This window comes from Marinomonas sp. G8-14 (assembly GCF_055808935.1).
The window spans coordinates 2,288,373-2,304,839 of the sequence record NZ_CM147891.1; the positions used below are offsets into that span (position 1 = coordinate 2,288,373).

Annotated in this window: 14 protein-coding genes and 2 pseudogenes; 8 read left to right on the forward strand and 8 right to left on the reverse strand. The window is 41.8% G+C overall.

The window, feature by feature from the left end; genetic code table 11:
* The first annotated feature begins 25 nt into the window (after positions 1-25).
* From rfaD to AC0L6V_RS11825, 5 genes are all read left to right on the forward strand, one after another.
* Positions 26-973 carry an ADP-glyceromanno-heptose 6-epimerase gene (rfaD, locus tag AC0L6V_RS11805; RefSeq protein WP_265218516.1) on the forward strand — a complete coding sequence of 316 codons (948 nt, stop codon included), beginning with the start codon at positions 26-28 and terminating at the stop codon, positions 971-973.
* Positions 966-1,970: a lipopolysaccharide heptosyltransferase II gene (waaF, locus tag AC0L6V_RS11810; protein WP_265218515.1), complete on the forward strand. Its 1,005-nt coding sequence runs from the start codon at positions 966-968 to the stop codon at positions 1,968-1,970. The genes rfaD and waaF overlap by 8 nt, the downstream gene beginning before the upstream one ends.
* A gap of 91 nt (positions 1,971-2,061) precedes the next feature.
* Complete coding sequence (locus AC0L6V_RS11815) at positions 2,062-2,901, forward strand: glycosyltransferase family 9 protein (RefSeq protein ID WP_418139054.1); 840 nt, start codon at positions 2,062-2,064, stop codon at positions 2,899-2,901.
* Positions 2,902-2,903: 2 nt separating this feature from the next.
* Positions 2,904-3,689 (forward strand): glycosyltransferase family 2 protein, encoded by a 786-nt coding sequence (locus tag AC0L6V_RS11820; RefSeq protein WP_265218513.1) that lies wholly within the window; start codon positions 2,904-2,906, stop codon positions 3,687-3,689.
* An 18-nt stretch (positions 3,690-3,707) separates the two neighbouring features.
* Positions 3,708-4,763 carry a glycosyltransferase family 4 protein gene (locus AC0L6V_RS11825; protein WP_418139055.1) on the forward strand — a complete coding sequence of 352 codons (1,056 nt, stop codon included), beginning with the start codon at positions 3,708-3,710 and terminating at the stop codon, positions 4,761-4,763.
* 17 nt (positions 4,764-4,780) lie between these two features.
* On the opposite strand, the gene AC0L6V_RS11830 is transcribed toward AC0L6V_RS11825, so the two are convergent.
* The 3 genes and pseudogenes from AC0L6V_RS11830 to AC0L6V_RS11840 all read right to left on the reverse strand — a co-directional run bounded on the left by AC0L6V_RS11830 (position 4,781) and on the right by AC0L6V_RS11840 (position 7,823).
* Positions 4,781-6,364, reverse strand: coding sequence for a DUF3413 domain-containing protein (locus AC0L6V_RS11830; RefSeq protein ID WP_265218511.1), 1,584 nt, complete (start codon positions 6,362-6,364; stop codon positions 4,781-4,783).
* 8 nt (positions 6,365-6,372) lie between these two features.
* A complete protein-coding gene (locus AC0L6V_RS11835; protein ID WP_418139056.1) occupies positions 6,373-6,612 on the reverse strand; it encodes a DUF3413 domain-containing protein in 240 nt (79 codons plus the stop codon).
* A gap of 40 nt (positions 6,613-6,652) precedes the next feature.
* A pseudogene (locus AC0L6V_RS11840) lies at positions 6,653-7,823 on the reverse strand (nucleotide sugar dehydrogenase).
* Between the two features lie 169 nt (positions 7,824-7,992).
* On the opposite strand from AC0L6V_RS11840, the gene AC0L6V_RS11845 reads away from it, so the two are divergent.
* Positions 7,993-8,310 (forward strand): hypothetical protein, encoded by a 318-nt coding sequence (locus AC0L6V_RS11845; RefSeq protein ID WP_265218509.1) that lies wholly within the window; start codon positions 7,993-7,995, stop codon positions 8,308-8,310.
* Positions 8,311-8,369: 59 nt separating this feature from the next.
* On the opposite strand, the gene AC0L6V_RS11850 is transcribed toward AC0L6V_RS11845, so the two are convergent.
* Positions 8,370-9,206, reverse strand: a complete 837-nt coding sequence (locus AC0L6V_RS11850) for a sulfurtransferase (protein WP_265218508.1) — start codon at positions 9,204-9,206, stop codon at positions 8,370-8,372.
* Positions 9,207-9,328: 122 nt separating this feature from the next.
* On the opposite strand from AC0L6V_RS11850, the gene AC0L6V_RS11855 reads away from it, so the two are divergent.
* A complete protein-coding gene (locus AC0L6V_RS11855; protein ID WP_265218507.1) occupies positions 9,329-10,087 on the forward strand; it encodes a TlyA family RNA methyltransferase in 759 nt (252 codons plus the stop codon).
* 4 nt (positions 10,088-10,091) lie between these two features.
* Here AC0L6V_RS11855 and AC0L6V_RS11860 read toward each other — a convergent pair whose 3' ends face one another.
* Positions 10,092-11,471 carry an MATE family efflux transporter gene (locus AC0L6V_RS11860; RefSeq protein WP_265218506.1) on the reverse strand — a complete coding sequence of 460 codons (1,380 nt, stop codon included), beginning with the start codon at positions 11,469-11,471 and terminating at the stop codon, positions 10,092-10,094.
* Positions 11,472-11,627: 156 nt separating this feature from the next.
* Positions 11,628-14,067 (reverse strand): annotated as a pseudogene (gene lon / locus AC0L6V_RS11865) (endopeptidase La).
* Between the two features lie 268 nt (positions 14,068-14,335).
* Between lon and upp the strand changes: the two are divergent.
* Entirely contained in the window at positions 14,336-14,992 is a 657-nt protein-coding gene (upp, locus tag AC0L6V_RS11870) for a uracil phosphoribosyltransferase (RefSeq protein ID WP_265218505.1), read from the forward strand.
* Between the two features lie 128 nt (positions 14,993-15,120).
* Here the strand turns inward: upp and AC0L6V_RS11875 are convergent, their stop codons facing one another.
* The gene (locus AC0L6V_RS11875; protein WP_418138305.1) at positions 15,121-15,732 is read right to left on the reverse strand and encodes a LysE family translocator; all 612 of its coding nucleotides are present in this window, start codon (positions 15,730-15,732) and stop codon (positions 15,121-15,123) included.
* 13 nt (positions 15,733-15,745) lie between these two features.
* Complete coding sequence (locus tag AC0L6V_RS11880) at positions 15,746-16,390, reverse strand: TetR/AcrR family transcriptional regulator (RefSeq protein ID WP_265218503.1); 645 nt, start codon at positions 16,388-16,390, stop codon at positions 15,746-15,748.
* Positions 16,391-16,467 lie beyond the last annotated feature (77 nt).

A 16,467-nucleotide genomic window follows, 5' to 3' on the forward strand; every position in this document is an offset into this window, starting at 1 on the left:
ATAAAGACAAAATAGGACATAAGTTATGTATATAGTCACTGGTGGTGCTGGATTCATTGGCAGTAATATCATTAAAGCCCTAAATAACAAAGGCATCAAAAACATCCTTCTCGTCGACGACCTGACAGATGGGAAAAAGTGTCTGAATCTATCTGACCTTGATATTGCCGATTACATGGATATGTACGATTTTTTAGATGCCATTAAAAATGACACCTTAGGCATTAACCCGATTGCCGTTTTTCATGAAGGTGCTTGCTCAGCAACCACCGAATGGAACGGCAAATATGTGATGGACGTCAATTACCAGTATTCAAAAGCAGTATTAGATTTTTGCCTAAAGCATGAAGCCGCATTCTCTTATGCATCCTCTGCTTCAGTTTACGGCTCTGGCCCCGTTTTCCAAGAATCTCGCGAAAACGAAAAACCGCTTAATATGTACGCCTACTCTAAATTTCAATTTGACCAATACATTCGCGCAGTGTTACCGAAAGCGAAAAGCCAAATAGTGGGTTTCCGTTACTTCAATGTCTATGGTCCTCGTGAACAACACAAAGGCAGTATGGCCAGTGTGGCTTTTCATCTTCGCAATCAGGTACTGGCAGGCGAAAATCCGAAATTATTTGGCGCCTACGATGGCTACGAGGCGGGCGGTCAAAGCCGAGATTTTATTTATGTTGAAGATCTCGTAAATACCAAACTTTGGTTTCTAGAAAATCCGGAAAAATCTGGAATTTTCAATCTAGGCACAGGCAAAGCAGAACCATTCCGCACCATAGCGGAAACGGTTATCGCCCATTATAAAAAAGGCGAAATTGAATACATCCCTTTCCCGGAACACTTGAAAGGCGCTTATCAAAGCTTTACTCAAGCAGATATCAGTAAACTTCGTGACGCAGGCTACAAAGGTAATTTTCGTGGCTTAGCACAAGGTGTGCAAGACTATTTGGGTTGGCTCGATACACATGGCTAAATATTTAATAGTTGGCCCATCTTGGGTGGGTGACATGGTGATGGCACAAAGTCTCTTCATCACGCTAAAACAACGTGATGAAGAAGCGATTATTGATGTCATAGGCCCCAGTTGGTCTTCTCCTATCTTAGCGCGTATGCCAGAAGTAAGACATGCCATCACCCTGCCAACAAGTCATGGTGAATGGGGCATCAGCACACGCCGTAACCTTGGTTATACCCTGCGTGCAGAACATTATGACCATGCCATTATTATGCCTCGTTCATGGAAGTCAGCTTTAGTGCCTTTTTTTGCCAAAGTGCCACATCGTGTTGGCTTTACTGGTGAACAGCGTTATGTGTTACTCAACGAGCGTCGCAAGCTCGATAAAAATATTTTAAATCAAACCGTAAAGCGCTTTACCTCTCTCGGTCTACCAAAAGAGCAGGCGTATCCACCTGTGGATATTCCGTCTCCTGCTTTAAGTGTTAATTCAGAAAACCAGAAAAGTCTTTATCAACAGCACCATTTATCAGATAGACCAGCCATTGCGCTGATGGCTGGGGCGGAGTTTGGCCCTTCAAAACAATGGCCCATTGCCTACTTTCACGAATTAGCGAAAAGCGCCATTGACTCGGGTTACCAAATTTGGGTTTTAGGTGGCCCGAAAGACGCCTCGGATGGCGAAATTATAACAAGAGGATTAGGCGAATTTGCCCATAATTTATGCGGTAAAACACAATTAGTCGATGCGATAGACCTACTTGCCGCCGCAGAAAAAGCGGTGAGCAATGATTCTGGTTTGATGCACATCGCGGCTGCGGTAGGAACAGAAGTTCACGGCATCTATGGCTCGACTAGCGAAGCGTTCACCCCACCTCTGACGGAAAACAAGACCATTCATAACCTTCACCTAGAATGCTCACCTTGTTTTAAACGGACTTGCCCATTAGGGCACACGAACTGTCAGACTCAACTCACTCCAGATAGAGTGATAAGGGCAGTCATTTCCCCATGAATCTTGTACTACTTAGAAACAGACCACACTTTGGCGCTCAAATAACCAGCCTACCTGTTTTGTACTTTTTTTCCTTCATCATGGAAAACAAGTGCCTCTGACGCTTTTATCAAAAAGCAATGTTTCATGGGTTTATCAACAACTACCATGGATAGAAGAGTGCATTCATTCAAACAGCAAAATAGAAGAAATAAAAAAGCTTTGCAGCTGTGATAATTTACTTAATTTAAGACCAAGCAATCGCCTCCCCGTCATGCTGCATAAGATTCTGGGAAAAGGGAATCTATTTGATCTGGTCAAAAATGACTCTCTCGCACGTCTGACATCAAACACTCACAATGTATTATGTACTAGTGAATACAGGGCAAGCGCCTATCTGAAGATCTTTATTAAAGATGAACAAGCACTATTAGAACATCTTTCCGCACCATTTTTTTCTTTAATAAAGGACTCCAAATTAGAGACAAAAAAAGCAGAACTAAACATCCTTATTATGCCCGGTGGTGGTGCCGGAGAAATAAAAAAGTGGGGGATCGAAAACTTCGTATCAGCGAGCAAATCAATTGCACAGTCAGTCAATAAAAGCTGCCATATCAATGTATTACTAGGGCCTGACGAGAAAGATGAAATTGTGTTTGTGGAAAAACTCATACGCTCTGATAACCGCTTTTCTTTGTATATAAACATCCCCATCAAAGACATCGCAAAATTAGTGGATGAATGCGATTTGACAATCGCAAATGATTGCGGCCCTTCTCATATAGCGCAATGTATGCAAAAACCCTATATTGGACTCTTCAGAGAACCAAATACAGAGTGGTTTCTATATCATCCAAAATCGATAAAAATACTTCCACAAGAAGGGCAAGGTATAAAAACTATCCAACCACAAGCCGTAATAGATCATGCGGTGACACTGCTAAAGAGCTAAGTATGAAAATTTCAGGTAATATCATCACCTTAAATGAAGAAAAAAATATCGCAGCGTGCATCAAATCCATGCAAACTGTATGCGATGAGATTATCGTGGTTGACTCTGGCAGCACAGATAATACCGTTACCATCGCTCAAGAGTTAGGAGCGACCATTGTGCATCAACCCTACCTAGGCGACGGCATCCAAAAAAATGTTGCGCTAAATCATACTAAAAATGTTTGGGTATTAAGCTTAGATGCTGATGAACGCCTTACCCCTGAGATGACAGAAGCCATCCAACAACTCGACTTAGAGTCAGCCACTTTTGAGGCGTATTCGTTTCGTAGACAAAACATGATAGGTGATCGCTGGATCAAACATTGTGGATGGTATCCAGACCGCTGCATACGTTTATACAATACAAGCAAAACCCGCTTCGCAGATGTAAAACAGCACGCCAGTGTGCAAACAAAAAATGTCAAAAATATTGATGCGGATATTGTCCATTACTCCTTTAAGAACATCGGCGAATTATTTGCCAAGCCAGGCCGTAATTTCAGCGGTAGAGCAGCAAAAATAATGTACGCCAAGGGTAAGAGAGCAAATGCTTTATCTCCTTTCACTCATGGCTTAAATGCCTTTATTCGTAAATATATTTTTCAACGAGGCTTTATGGGTGGTGTTGATGGAATGACCGTTGCCTTAAGTGCAGCGGTGAATAGCTATTTAAAATACGCAAAACTACTGGAATATCAACGCGATCCAAGCGTCACTCAACAAGACGACTTCAAAAATATTTGGTAATAAAACAGGCGATACACCTTGAGCAAAACGCTAACTGTACTCCATGTCAATCTCGCCAAGGGTTTCCGCGGTGGAGAAAGGCAAACTGAACTGCTTATTAGAGCGTTATCTAAGCACTTTAATACCCAACAACTACTGGCTTGTCGTAAAGACTCCCCTCTGCGCGATAGACTGGCTGATATAGACAATTTATCTTTCGTTACCGCAAATCATCAGCTCTCAGGGCACTACACTACCCCTAAGGTCGACATTGTTCACGCTCATGAGGCGAAAGCGGTTCATTGGGCTTATGTGCATAAGCTATTAAAAAGTACGCCTTATATCATTACTCGGCGAGTAGATACGGCTGTAAAAGATAAATGGCTAAACCAAAAGACTTACCAAAATGCATCTGCACTAGTTGGCATATCAACACTTATTGCCAACCACATTCGCGATAAACAATGGGGAGAGGTTTATCAGATTCCAAGCACGCTTGCCCACTTAGAAACCAATCATAAAGAAGGCGAGTTGTTTCGTAGCGCCTTTCCTGGAAAAACCATTGTGGGTCATGTAGGTGCTTTAGTTGATAAACACAAAGGACAAAAGGTACTCATTGAAGCCGCAGCTTTATTAGAAAAAAGCCATCCTAACCTGCAGATTGTTTTTGGTGATGGTGCCGACAAAGAAGAGCTTGAGTCTTTGTCCAAAGGAATGACAAACATTACGTGGATGGGATTTAAAGCCAAGATTGGTGATTATTTACCTTACTTCGACCTCTTCGCTTTCCCCTCTCGCAATGAAGGCCTAGGATCAACTTTGTTAGATGTGATGGATGCCAATGTGCCTATCATTGCCTCTAATGTTGGTGGTATCCCAGATATTGTTATTAATAATGAGACAGGCATCCTAGTTCCTCCAAATGATAGTTTGGCATTAAAGGAGGCCATCATTAGACTTTCTAGCGATAAGATTCTTCAAGCGAAATTAGTTGAAGGCGCAAAAAAACAACTCGAAAACTATACACCACAAAGAATGGCAGAAAGTTATTCATCTCTTTATCATAAAATAACAGCTAAAGAGAATTCTCTTTAGCTGTTATTAACGCTCTATTACTTCTTAAATCGGCTGATACTTTCTAATGCATCTTTCAAATAAATATAGTTTGGTTCAGCCTCTTTTTTTACGCGGTTAGATAGATCATAAACTTTATATTGACCGCCTGCTCCAACTTCTAAAATACTGTCTTTAGTAATCATTGCATAGCCAGAATAGCTTGATGATAACACCCACTCTCTTCTGGTCTTATCATGCAAAAGGTCTAATCCTTCTGAATAACTATCTATAGGACTATTCACGCCAAGATAGTTTTTCATTAAGGTTGGCACTAGATCTTCGTGACTAGTTAAAACCTGAACATCACTAGAGTCGGCAGAGGAAAAATCAGGCCCAACAATGATAAATGGAACATGAATCTGTGCCGCTGTAAAATTGCTATTATGCCCCCAATAATTCAATTTATTATCATTGAGTTCTTGAGCATGATCACCAGTAATAACGACAAGAGTATTCTCTGCATCACCACTCTCTTTCAGCTCATCCAATACTTTTTTAGCCAACTCATCTACATAACGCACACTGGTTTTATAACGATTCATAAAAAGGGTTGGATCTGTATCGTTATTAAGAGCCAGATAATTCACCGTATTTAGCATTGGCGTGTATTGTTTATCATAATCATTCGGAAAATCGTAGCCATGCGGAGCGTCGTAAAAAAGAAACGAAAAAGTCGGTTTGGATTTATCTCTCGCTTGATACCAGCGCAACCAATCTTCGGTCAACCCCTGATCTCTTTCAGCTGGAGATTCACCTTCAGATCTGAGCCGCAAATTATTTATTTTAGAAAAAACAGTCCTATTAAACTCTGGGTCTGTAAGAGACGCAGAAGCAAATATTCCCATTTGATAATCCAATTCTTGAAGCCTGTCCATTAAAACAGGCGACTTTTGATTTGATAATACTGCCTGCCAATATGTACCAGGCAAACCATAAAACAAACCAAAAATCCCCGTTCGAGTGGCATTCCCTGTAGACATATGGTTCGAAAAAGAAACGCCATTTTGAGCATATGACCATAAGTTCGGCGTATTATCTGCGTTAAAGGTATCAAAACGCCACGAATCGACTACCAAGAATAAAATATTCACTGGCTTATCTACAGAAATAGTACTGAGCACTTCTCTTGGATAATTAAGATTACTGCTGACTTTTAAAGATAACTCTTTTTGCTGAGCCAATGCTTCTTCATCAATCCAACCATGCTTACGCATAAACCCATTTGCAGTAGCTGGCTGAAATAAAGGCAGATAGCTTTTACTTATAGTGACTGGCTGATAAGCATTTGCCGCTGCCCATATATGAATGAAGTTACTTGCTAAAAAACACACAATAAATACAGAAACGAAATATCTTTTTTTAACGCTTTTACCTATATCTTTAGTGAGGAAATGCAGTAAAAAATACTCGATAAGAAATATAACAAGAAAACTTACTATAACGACGAACCAAGTAAGAAGAGAAAAATCGACTACATCGCCAGAAAAGACGAGTTTAAGAACCACCTCATTAATATGGAAACGATATTGAGCAAAAACAAAGGTATCTATTAGCAATACAAATAATGCAACAGAAGCCAAAAGACTCACTATAAAATAAAAAATCTTTCTAGGTAAAAAAACGAAGAAGAAAGAAAAAAACCTAATATACCACCTAATAGCGCCATCTGCCCTATTAAGCTAGTAAAAATAAATGAAGCCCCTAATACATCCGTTGGAAACTCAGGCAAAAATGAAAAATATCGTATAGATATAAGAACAGAAAAAAATATATTTATGATTATAAAACAGCTAAAAACAGAACGCTTACTACTGGTCGCCATGATCATACCTAAAAATGAAAATTGATAATGTAAATCAGAAATCTAATCAAGAATCCACACCAAATAAATCACGTGTATAGACTTTTTCTTTCACATCAAGCACATCATCAGTCATTCTGTTCGCAACAATAATATCGGAGAGCGCTTTAAACTCTTCTAGATTTTTTATCACTTTTGAATTGAAAAATCGATCTTCGGCAAGGGCGGGTTCATACACAACGACCTCAACCCCCTTGGCTTTAATACGCTTCATAACGCCCTGAATCGCTGATGCTCTGAAATTATCTGAACCAACTTTCATGACCAATCGGTAAATACCAACCACTTTAGGATTACCTTTCAAAATGGACTCAGCAACAAAATCTTTTCGAGTCGCATTCGCGTCAACAATGGCACGCACTAAGTTATTAGGCACTTTATCGTAATTAGCAAGCAGTTGCTTAGTGTCTTTTGGCAAACAATAGCCGCCATAGCCAAAGGAGGGATTGTTGTAATGGCTTCCTATACGGGGATCTAACCCAACGCCCTCGATTATTTGACGACTGTCTAAATGGTGAGATTCTGCATAACTGTCTAACTCGTTAAAAAATGCCACTCTCATAGCTAGATAAGTGTTGGCAAATAGCTTAATCGCTTCCGCTTCTGTCGACCCCGTTAGCAACACATCAATATTTTCTTTGTCTGCGCCCTGAACCAAAAGATTAGCAAACACCTGAGGCTCGATCAGACACTTCACCGACAATAATGCGAGAAGGGTATAAGTTATCGTGTAAGGCTTTACCTTCTCGCAGAAACTCAGGCGAAAACAACAGGTTACTCGTTGCAAAACGCTCGCTTGCAGATTTCGTAAAGCCAACCGGAACGGTTGATTTCACCACCATAATTGCTTTGGGGTTAATGCGAATAACGTCTTGAATAACAGACTCAACATGGCGTGTATTAAAATAATTGGTCTCAGGGTCATAATCAGTGGGGGTCGCGATGATCACATAGTCTGCACCAAGATATGCTTCCTCCTTATCAAGGGTCGCAGCAAAATCAAGCGTCTCTTCAATTAAATAACGTTCAATATCACGATCTTCAATCGGGGATTGTTTATTGTTGAGCATATCCACTTTAGCGGCAACAATGTCTAAAGCAACAACCTGATTGTGCTTCGCTAATAACAGAGCATTAGAAATGCCAACGTACCCTGTTCCTGCCACTGCTATTTTCATTGCGTTTACCCTTCACTATAAAGATAGAATTTGTATTCAAAAGACGCTATTTTACAGCTTGCACCATAATTAAAAATGCCAAATCATGCTTTTTTTGTGAATTACATCAATAAAGTCAGCGAATAGAGAACACCAAGGCTAATATCAATAAAAAAACAAGGAGTTCCACATGAAATTTGAACTGGTCGATCGTCAAGGCTACATCCCGGATCTCAACTATGGCGCGGCAGGAAAAGAGCTTTCCTGCTTTATTCCCAGCGATTATCCATTTGAGCAAGTCTGTTACAATAACGGAGAAGGTGAAGCAATTGTAGACAAGCACACTTGGTATTTTTTCTTTACCCAAGAAGGCATTGGCATCAAATTAATGGACGGTATTGTCACATTAAAAGAAGCAGAACGTTTTTTGCACGCCATTAAGTCACACATCTGGGGTGAAACACACCAACAAGTGCAAATTTTTATGGCTGGCGCAACACCAAACTAAGCGCAATAGTCTTGCAAACAGCTTAGCCTCTATTTAACAGAGGCTAAGTTTAACTCCAATCAAGTCGCTAACGCTCTCAGCATTCTCTTAGACCATTGACTCCATGATCCCACGTACACTTGTCTTGCTTCTATCCCTGCATGATTCAAAGCCAAAACATTATGGCAGGCAGTTACCCCAGATCCACAATAATACACATAAGCATCACCATTATCAGACAACCAATCTTGCCACTCGACATGCAACTGCTCAGCGGGTTTAAAGTACCCCTCAGGGTCTAAATTATCGGAGAAAGGACGGTTTATCGCACCTGGGATATGGCCAGCAACAGGGTCTATCGTTTCATTTTCGCCATTAAAACGATCTGCTGCCCTCGCGTCCACTAACTGAAATTGATTGGTTTCAAAATTTTCCACAATGGCTTGCTCACTAATAGCCCAAGGAAATGACACCTTTATTTGATTGGATGTTGGTGTAGCAATACTGGGTGTCACAGAGACGTCTTTACCTTGTTTACACCATGCAGGAAAGCCACCATTCAAGACTCTAACATCCACATTTTGCTGACTGAGCATCCACCAAGCACGAGCGGCAATGGCGCCTCCCATATCATCATAAACGATGACTTGAGAGTTCATATCAATGCCCCAATCTTGCAACTGCTTAGAAAAAACCATTTCCTCTGGCAAAGGGTGTCGGCCAGTCAACGTGGTTTCTGGCGAAGCCAATTCATGATGAACATCCACAAAAATAGCACCAGGAATGTGCCCTTTATTATACTCAGACCTACCTTTCGTGTGATCGGTCAAATAAAACCGACAATCTAAAACAACCACATCCGGCAGCCCAAGCAGTATGGCCAGTTCATTTGTATTTATTAACGTTTTTAATAACACAGGCTTTTCCTCAGACAGTCATCCACGGTCATAAAACAGACCTTTTCTATTGGTTTAAATCTACTTTGATTCTGTAATTTTTGCTAATATTTACGACCGTTATCTTACTATTGAGTGTTTCTATGTTACGTATCGACCTAATTCTCACGGAGCAAGGCCTAGCCAAATCGCGCTCACAGGCACAAACCTTTATCAGTGAAGGACGAGTATCATACAAACAAAACACACAGTGGATAAAAGTCACCAAACCTAGCTTAAAACTCTCCTCGGATATCGAACTTAGCCTTACTGAGGATGAAGCCGATAAGTATGTTTCTCGCGGGGCATTAAAGCTTGAAGGCGCTTTACTGCACACTCAATTAAACATCGAAGGCTTTCATGTCCTAGATATCGGCCAATCTACCGGAGGCTTTAGTGACTGTGCTATTCAACACGGCGCGGCAAAAGTGGTCGGAGTTGAAGTGGGTCACGACCAATTAGACCCTAGACTACGCAACCATCAACAGATTGTCTGCTTAGAAGGCATCAACGCACGTGACTTATCAGTAGCAGATTTACAGGGACACTTTCCTCAACATGGTTTTAATCTTGTTGTCATGGACGTCTCTTTTATCTCACAAACTAAGATTTTGCCTAGACTGCCAGATTTACTGACTAAAAATGGCCATATTATTACTCTAGTAAAGCCACAATTTGAGGTAGGAAAAGAATTTATTGGCAAAGGTGGAATCGTCAAAAACAAACCCCGTGTCGATCAGCTTGAACACGACATGAAAGCCTTTATTAAATCGCTCGGTTTTGAAGTAAAATGCTATATTGAAAGCCCAATAAAAGGCGGGGATGGCAACCAAGAATTTTTACTCTGGGCGATAAAAGTATAACGGGTCAAATAATCTCATCGAAGCTAAGATGATTACTTGGTAGGATTTCTTTAGCTTCCTTCTCTTCCAGCTCAGTGATGTAATTTCTTGCCATATAGAAACCCAAACAGCCAAAAATCACCGAACCAATAGCTTGCCCAAACAATATCCCTTCTGCTCCCATAAAAAGAGAAAACACCGTAATGAGCGGCCAAGTTCCAAGCGTCGCGCGACCGAAGTTCAGCAACGTGCTATTTAAGGGCTTACCCAGATTATTAAAAACAGCAATCGCAATAAATAACAAACTTTGAAAGAAAAAACTAAAAGAAACAAAAGTCGCAAAAAAACGAATAATATCAGCACTGCCTTGTGTGGCATTGAAAGTAGCTACCAGCCAATCCTGCATCTGATACAACACAACACACAGCAACAAACAATAACCAAAAGCATAAACAACAGCGCTACTAATCGTACTGTGCATTCGATCAAAACGGCCAGCACCGTAATTTTGTCCTAATATCGGCCCTACCGCCCCGGATAAAGCAAACACCCCACCAAAAACAACGGGAATAATACGCCCTATCACTGCCACAGCAGCTACCGCATCATCGCCAAATGACGAAGTATGCTCCATGACAATCGCGTTTGCTAACGGAGACGACATATTGGTTAACATCGCAGGAACGGCAATCACAGAAATGGACTTAACGTCCTTGAAAAAATCTATTAGATCGAACTCACCCAACATTTTATGGATATATACCACGCCATAATAAGACACCGCCACCATAGAAAAGCGCGCAATCAACGAGGCAATAGCGGCACCTTGCACCCCTAGTCCAAAAGCAAAAATAAAGATAGGGTCTAACACGGCATTAACCAATCCACCCACAAGAGTAGCGTACATCGCACGACGTGCATCCCCTAAGGCACGCATGATTCCAGAACCTATCATGCCAATCATAACAGCAGGCATACCGATCACTAGAATTTGCAAATAGTCTGTCGCTAAATCAAGAGTTCGGCCCGTTGCACCAATGTACAACAAAATATGAGGAATATTTGGCCATAAAAACCAGACAACACCTGACGAAAATAGAATACCAAACGCCAATACATTAACGGCTCGACGCTTAGCTAATTCGATATTTCCTTCACCAATGGCTTTAGATACTAATGCAGTCGCCGAAATCGACACAGCAATACTCAAGGAAATGGTAAAAAACATGATAGTACTGGCAAAACCCACCGCCGCTACCGCTTCTTTCTCCCCCAACATAGAAAGGAACAGCATATCGACAAGGTCTACCAAAAACATACACATCAAGCCTAACGCACCAGTAACAGACATGCTAACTACATGCTTAAATGTTGAACCTTGCGTAAGCTTTGCCGAACCAGGCATTCGTTTCCCCTAAAAATGGCGTATCTACTATGCAGCATCACCAAAGCAACGCCAAACGATACGACAAATAATAAAAAACCGGACAAGCACCCGCTCGTCCGGTTCCATATTTTCTCATGTATGAGGTTTTGAGAAAATGCTTACTTTGTGAATAACTTAATGAAGATGATTATTTGAGCGATTAAAAACGATCTTTTCAACATCAGCAAAACGCTCAGCAAAATGCACCGTCATGCCATCTTTAACGGATTCAGGTAGCTCCTCAAAATCACGACGATTGAGACTCAGGCAAAATCACTTCACTAATTTTGCTGCGCTTAGCGGCAATGATTTTTTCACGGATACCGCCAACAGCGAGCACTTGACCTGTTAACGTCAACTCGCCCGTCATCGCCAATCCTCGACGCACGGGTTCGCCTTTGGCCAAAGATAGCAAAGCTGTCGCCATCGAAATACCCGCACTTGGGCCGTCTTTTGGCGTTGCCCCTTCAGGCACATGCAAATGCACAAGGCTCTTATCAAAAAACTCAGGGGCTTTTTGATAACTCTTCGTATGAGAAAATACGTACGAATAAGCAATTTCGGCTGATTCCTTCATCACATCACCCAGCTTGCCTGTGAGTTTCAAGCCTCGCGTTAATTCATGTACCTTGTTGGCTTCAATCGGTAAGGTCGCTCCCCCCATGGAAGTCCAGGCTAAACCTGTCACCACACCTACCCCTTGCAAGGTTTTCTCAGGTCTAAAATATGGCATTCCCAACAGCGTTTCGACATCTTTCACGCCGATATTAATGCGCTCTTTTTCGCCCGTCATCAGCTCGACCACGCATTTACGCAATACCTTTTGCAGCAATTTATCTAAGCCTCGAACCCCTGCTTCACGGGCATAATGCTCGATAATATGACGCAAGGCCGCATCGGTAATGTTTAACTGTTTTTTAAGCAGCTTGTTTTTCTTTAGCAATTTTGGCCATAAATGCTGCTTGGCAATCGCCAGTTTTTCATCGCCTATATAACCAGACAGGCGAATAACATCCATTCGATCCAATAAAGGAGGTGGAATGGTGTCAAGCTGGTTAGCGGTACATATAAACAAGGCTTTCGACAAATCGATACGCATATCTAAATAATGATCTAAGAACTCACTATTTTGCTCAGGGTCCAACGCTTCTAATAAAGATGAAGCCGGATCGCCTTGAAAAGAAGAGCCAATCTTGTCGATCTCATCCAACATGATGACAGGGTTTTCAACCTCCACATCCTTCAAGGCTTGTACAAACTTGCCTGGCAATGCGCCAATATAGGTGCGTCGATGGCCTTTTATCTCCGCTTCGTCTCTCATGCCACCAAGACTAAAACGATAAAACTTACGATTCAACGACTCAGCGATCGATTTACCAATTGACGTTTTACCAACCCCTGGAGGAGCCACTAACAACAAAATAGAGCCGCCCATTTCACCGCGATGCGCACCAAGAGCTAAGAACTCTACAATGCGATCCTTTATATCTCCCAGACCCGCATGATGAGACTCTAGTACATCACGGGCTAAGGCAATATCTAGGTTATCTTTTGAATGCACTCCCCAAGGTAATGACGTCGCCCAATCTAAATAATTGCGCGTTACACCGTATTCAGGCGAACCGGTCTCAAGAATGCTGAGCTTATGTAGTTCTTCTTGAATCTTATCATTCACGGCTTTCGATAAGGTTTTTCCTTCCAACCGAGCCTGAAATGTTTCCACATCTGAGGTGCGATCATCTTTCGAAATGCCTAACTCTTTCTGAATGACTTTCAGCTGCTCTTTTAGAAAAAAGTCTCGCTGATGTTTACTAATCTTATCGTTCACTTCAGCGCTTATTTCGTTCTGAAGGCGAGCAATTTCTAACTCTTTCCTTAGCAATGTAAGGGACAAATGCATACGAGCAGGAATGGAAATGGTCGCTAATACGTCATACAAATCTTCCGCTTCTGCAGAGGTAATCGATGCGGCAAAATCCGCTAGCAATCCCGATTCATTAAACGAGAATCGCCCCAAATATTGTCGTAGATCTTCACTAAATAATGGATTCAAACGAATCAGCTGCTTTATCGCATCCAGTATGGCAATAGAATAAGCCTTCGACTCGTCATCGTTTGACTTCACATCATTGATATAACGCACACGTGCAAGATAAGGCGCTTCTTCACTCAGCCATTCAATCACCTCAAAACGCTTCACGCCTTGTGCCAAAAACGTTAACTTATCATTTTGCTTTTCTGCTCGGTGCACTCTAGCGACGCAACCAATTGCACGAAACTCGTCAACAGAAGGCGCTTTTTTGGCTTTTTTGTCCGCATAGACCAAACCCACAGCAGCCTGAGGATGCTCCGCAATACGCTCTAGTGTGTTTTCCCACTGCTCTGCGTCAACCATAACAGGCTGAACCTGCGCCGGAAAAAAAGGACGACTTGAAATAGGTAAAATAAAAAGCGTCTCAGGCAACACATCATCAGGAAGTGCAAGACCTCGTGGATCACTGATCACCACACTCTCCTCTTCTGATATAACCTCATTTCCTTCTTGCGCATCTGAATATTGTTCGTCATCGTTCATAATATATTTCTCAATGAATCTAAAGGTTCAAACTTCAAAAATAGACATTCGCTACTTCTTACTGGGTTATCTCATATGTAATGACAATATTTCTGAAAACAACACCATCCCTTACTTTTCCCAATCCTTACTTACTTCATGAATAACTAACCGTGTAGACAGGATTAGTTATTTGGTCAATACCAACTTAGTGTTATTATAGCCCCCATGACTTATACACAACTCGATCAATCTCACACTTCCAAAGTGATCAAAAAAGGAAAGGCTAATGACCCGCGATGAACTCCTTAAGGCTTACAACGATATATTTGTGATCAAACATCCTTTTGTGAAGCACAAACTCACTAGTCTTCGCGACAAAAACACCAGCACACGTGAATTCCGAATGCTGGTAGAAGAACTCGGCACACTCATAGGCTACGAAGCAACACGCGATTTAGAAACGACTGATGTCGAAATAGAAACCCCTCTTGAAAAAGCCATGTGCCCAGTTTTAAAAGGCAAAAAGCTGTGTATCGTGACGATAATGAGAGCAGGAAACGGATTAGCAGAGGGAGTATTGAAACTGTCGCCTTCCGCTCGAGTTGGGCACGTTGGCTTATATCGTGACCCAGAAACAAAACAACCGGTTGAATACTATCTAAAAATGCCACATTCCGTTAACGAACGTACCATTATTGTGGTCGACCCTATGCTCGCAACCGGCAACTCTGCAATCATGGCGATCGAAAAAATGAAGGAAATGGGTGCCACTGACATTCGTTTTATCTGTTTGTTTGCGGCACCAGAAGGCATTCAAGCATTTAAAGCGGCACACCCTGATGTTGCTATGTACATAGGCTCGATCGATCGTGGCCTTGACGAACATGCTTATATTCGTCCAGGTGTTGGCGATGCTGGCGACCGTATTTACGGCACTCGCTAACCGTTAGCAACCCGTATAAAACAATAGGCCGCCTTATTGACCTAAAATAGGCGGCCTATACTGTTTTAAACGACGGCTATTGCTTTGAACAACAGCCGTTGTTTGACTATAGAAAAAGGGCTAGTTTTTTAGCGCAAGAAACGCACCAGCACTGGCCATGATCCCCCCGCCGTTCTGTTTAATACCTTCATTGAGCGCTCCGATTTCATAAAGCGCCGCGCCTGTGAAGCGCTCACAGAAATAATGGTCAACCCCAGCATAAGTCCAGCCGAAGCCAGCACCGAAGCCAATACAATATCAAAGCCGCTCAATACAGTCAGGTCCATAAAGGTCGGTAAAAAAGCCACATAAAATAAAATCACTTTGGGATTAGATGCCGAAATCATAAAGCCCTGAATAAAACTTGCGACTTGATTTGTTTCTGCATGCACATCATTTTCTGAAGAGGCTGTTGCCACTGGCGATACCCACATTTTCCAACCTAAATACATCAGGTACGCCGCACCGGCATAACGAATCACTAAAAAAAGATCTTCCCAAGCAGACGCTATGGCTGCCAAACCAAAGCAAGCCATCACCAAATAGACAATATCACTCAACACCATTCCAGCGCTCAAGGAAATACTGGCACGCGCCCCTTTAGACATGCTTCTAGCCAAAATAGCAAACACACCAGGGCCTGGGGTAATGCTAAAAATAAAGATGGCCAAAAAGAACGTAATCCCACTTTCTAATGTCATAACCTGCCCTCAATTAATGCTCAACCACACCACAACCAGCCAATACCATCCGAGTAATAAACTGTTTCGCTTCATCAAAGTCGCTTTCTTCTAGCTCGTCTTTCTGCAGCATTATTTTCACTTGCGCATCAAAATCGGCATAAGTCTGCGTCATCGCCCAAATACTGATAAAAAGATGCTCCGTCGATACTGGCGCCATTAACCCCTTATCCACCCATGCTTGAATGGTAGCTTTCTCTCGCTTCAACTCAGTAACAAATAAATTTCGTAAATAATCTAAAACAAAATGCTCTTCACCAATCAGCGCCATAGCAAAAATTTTCGAGGCGTTTTTGTTGATACGAGATTGATCTATTTTTTCGCTAATATAACGCGTTAAATTGCGTTTGGGACCTTCTTCAAGATTAAATTCACTGACAGAATCCAACCATAAGCGCAAAATGCGCTCCAACACAGCTTCTAATAAATCTTTTTTAGAACGATAGTAATAATGAACATTAGCTTTAGGGAGTCCCGCTTCATCAGCGATCATTTGCGTCGTTGTTTTCGCAAGCCCCTGTCGCGCAAAAACACGCTCAGACGTTTCCAAAATAAGTGCTTGGTTTTGAGCGCGAATATGCGCTTTTAACTGATCTTTTGGTCGTTTTTCTTCACTCAACGTGTGGCCTCACAATGTATTTTTTACTAAAGGGGAAAAGTAATAGATATCGACTTATCATCCTGAGCGATACCAGC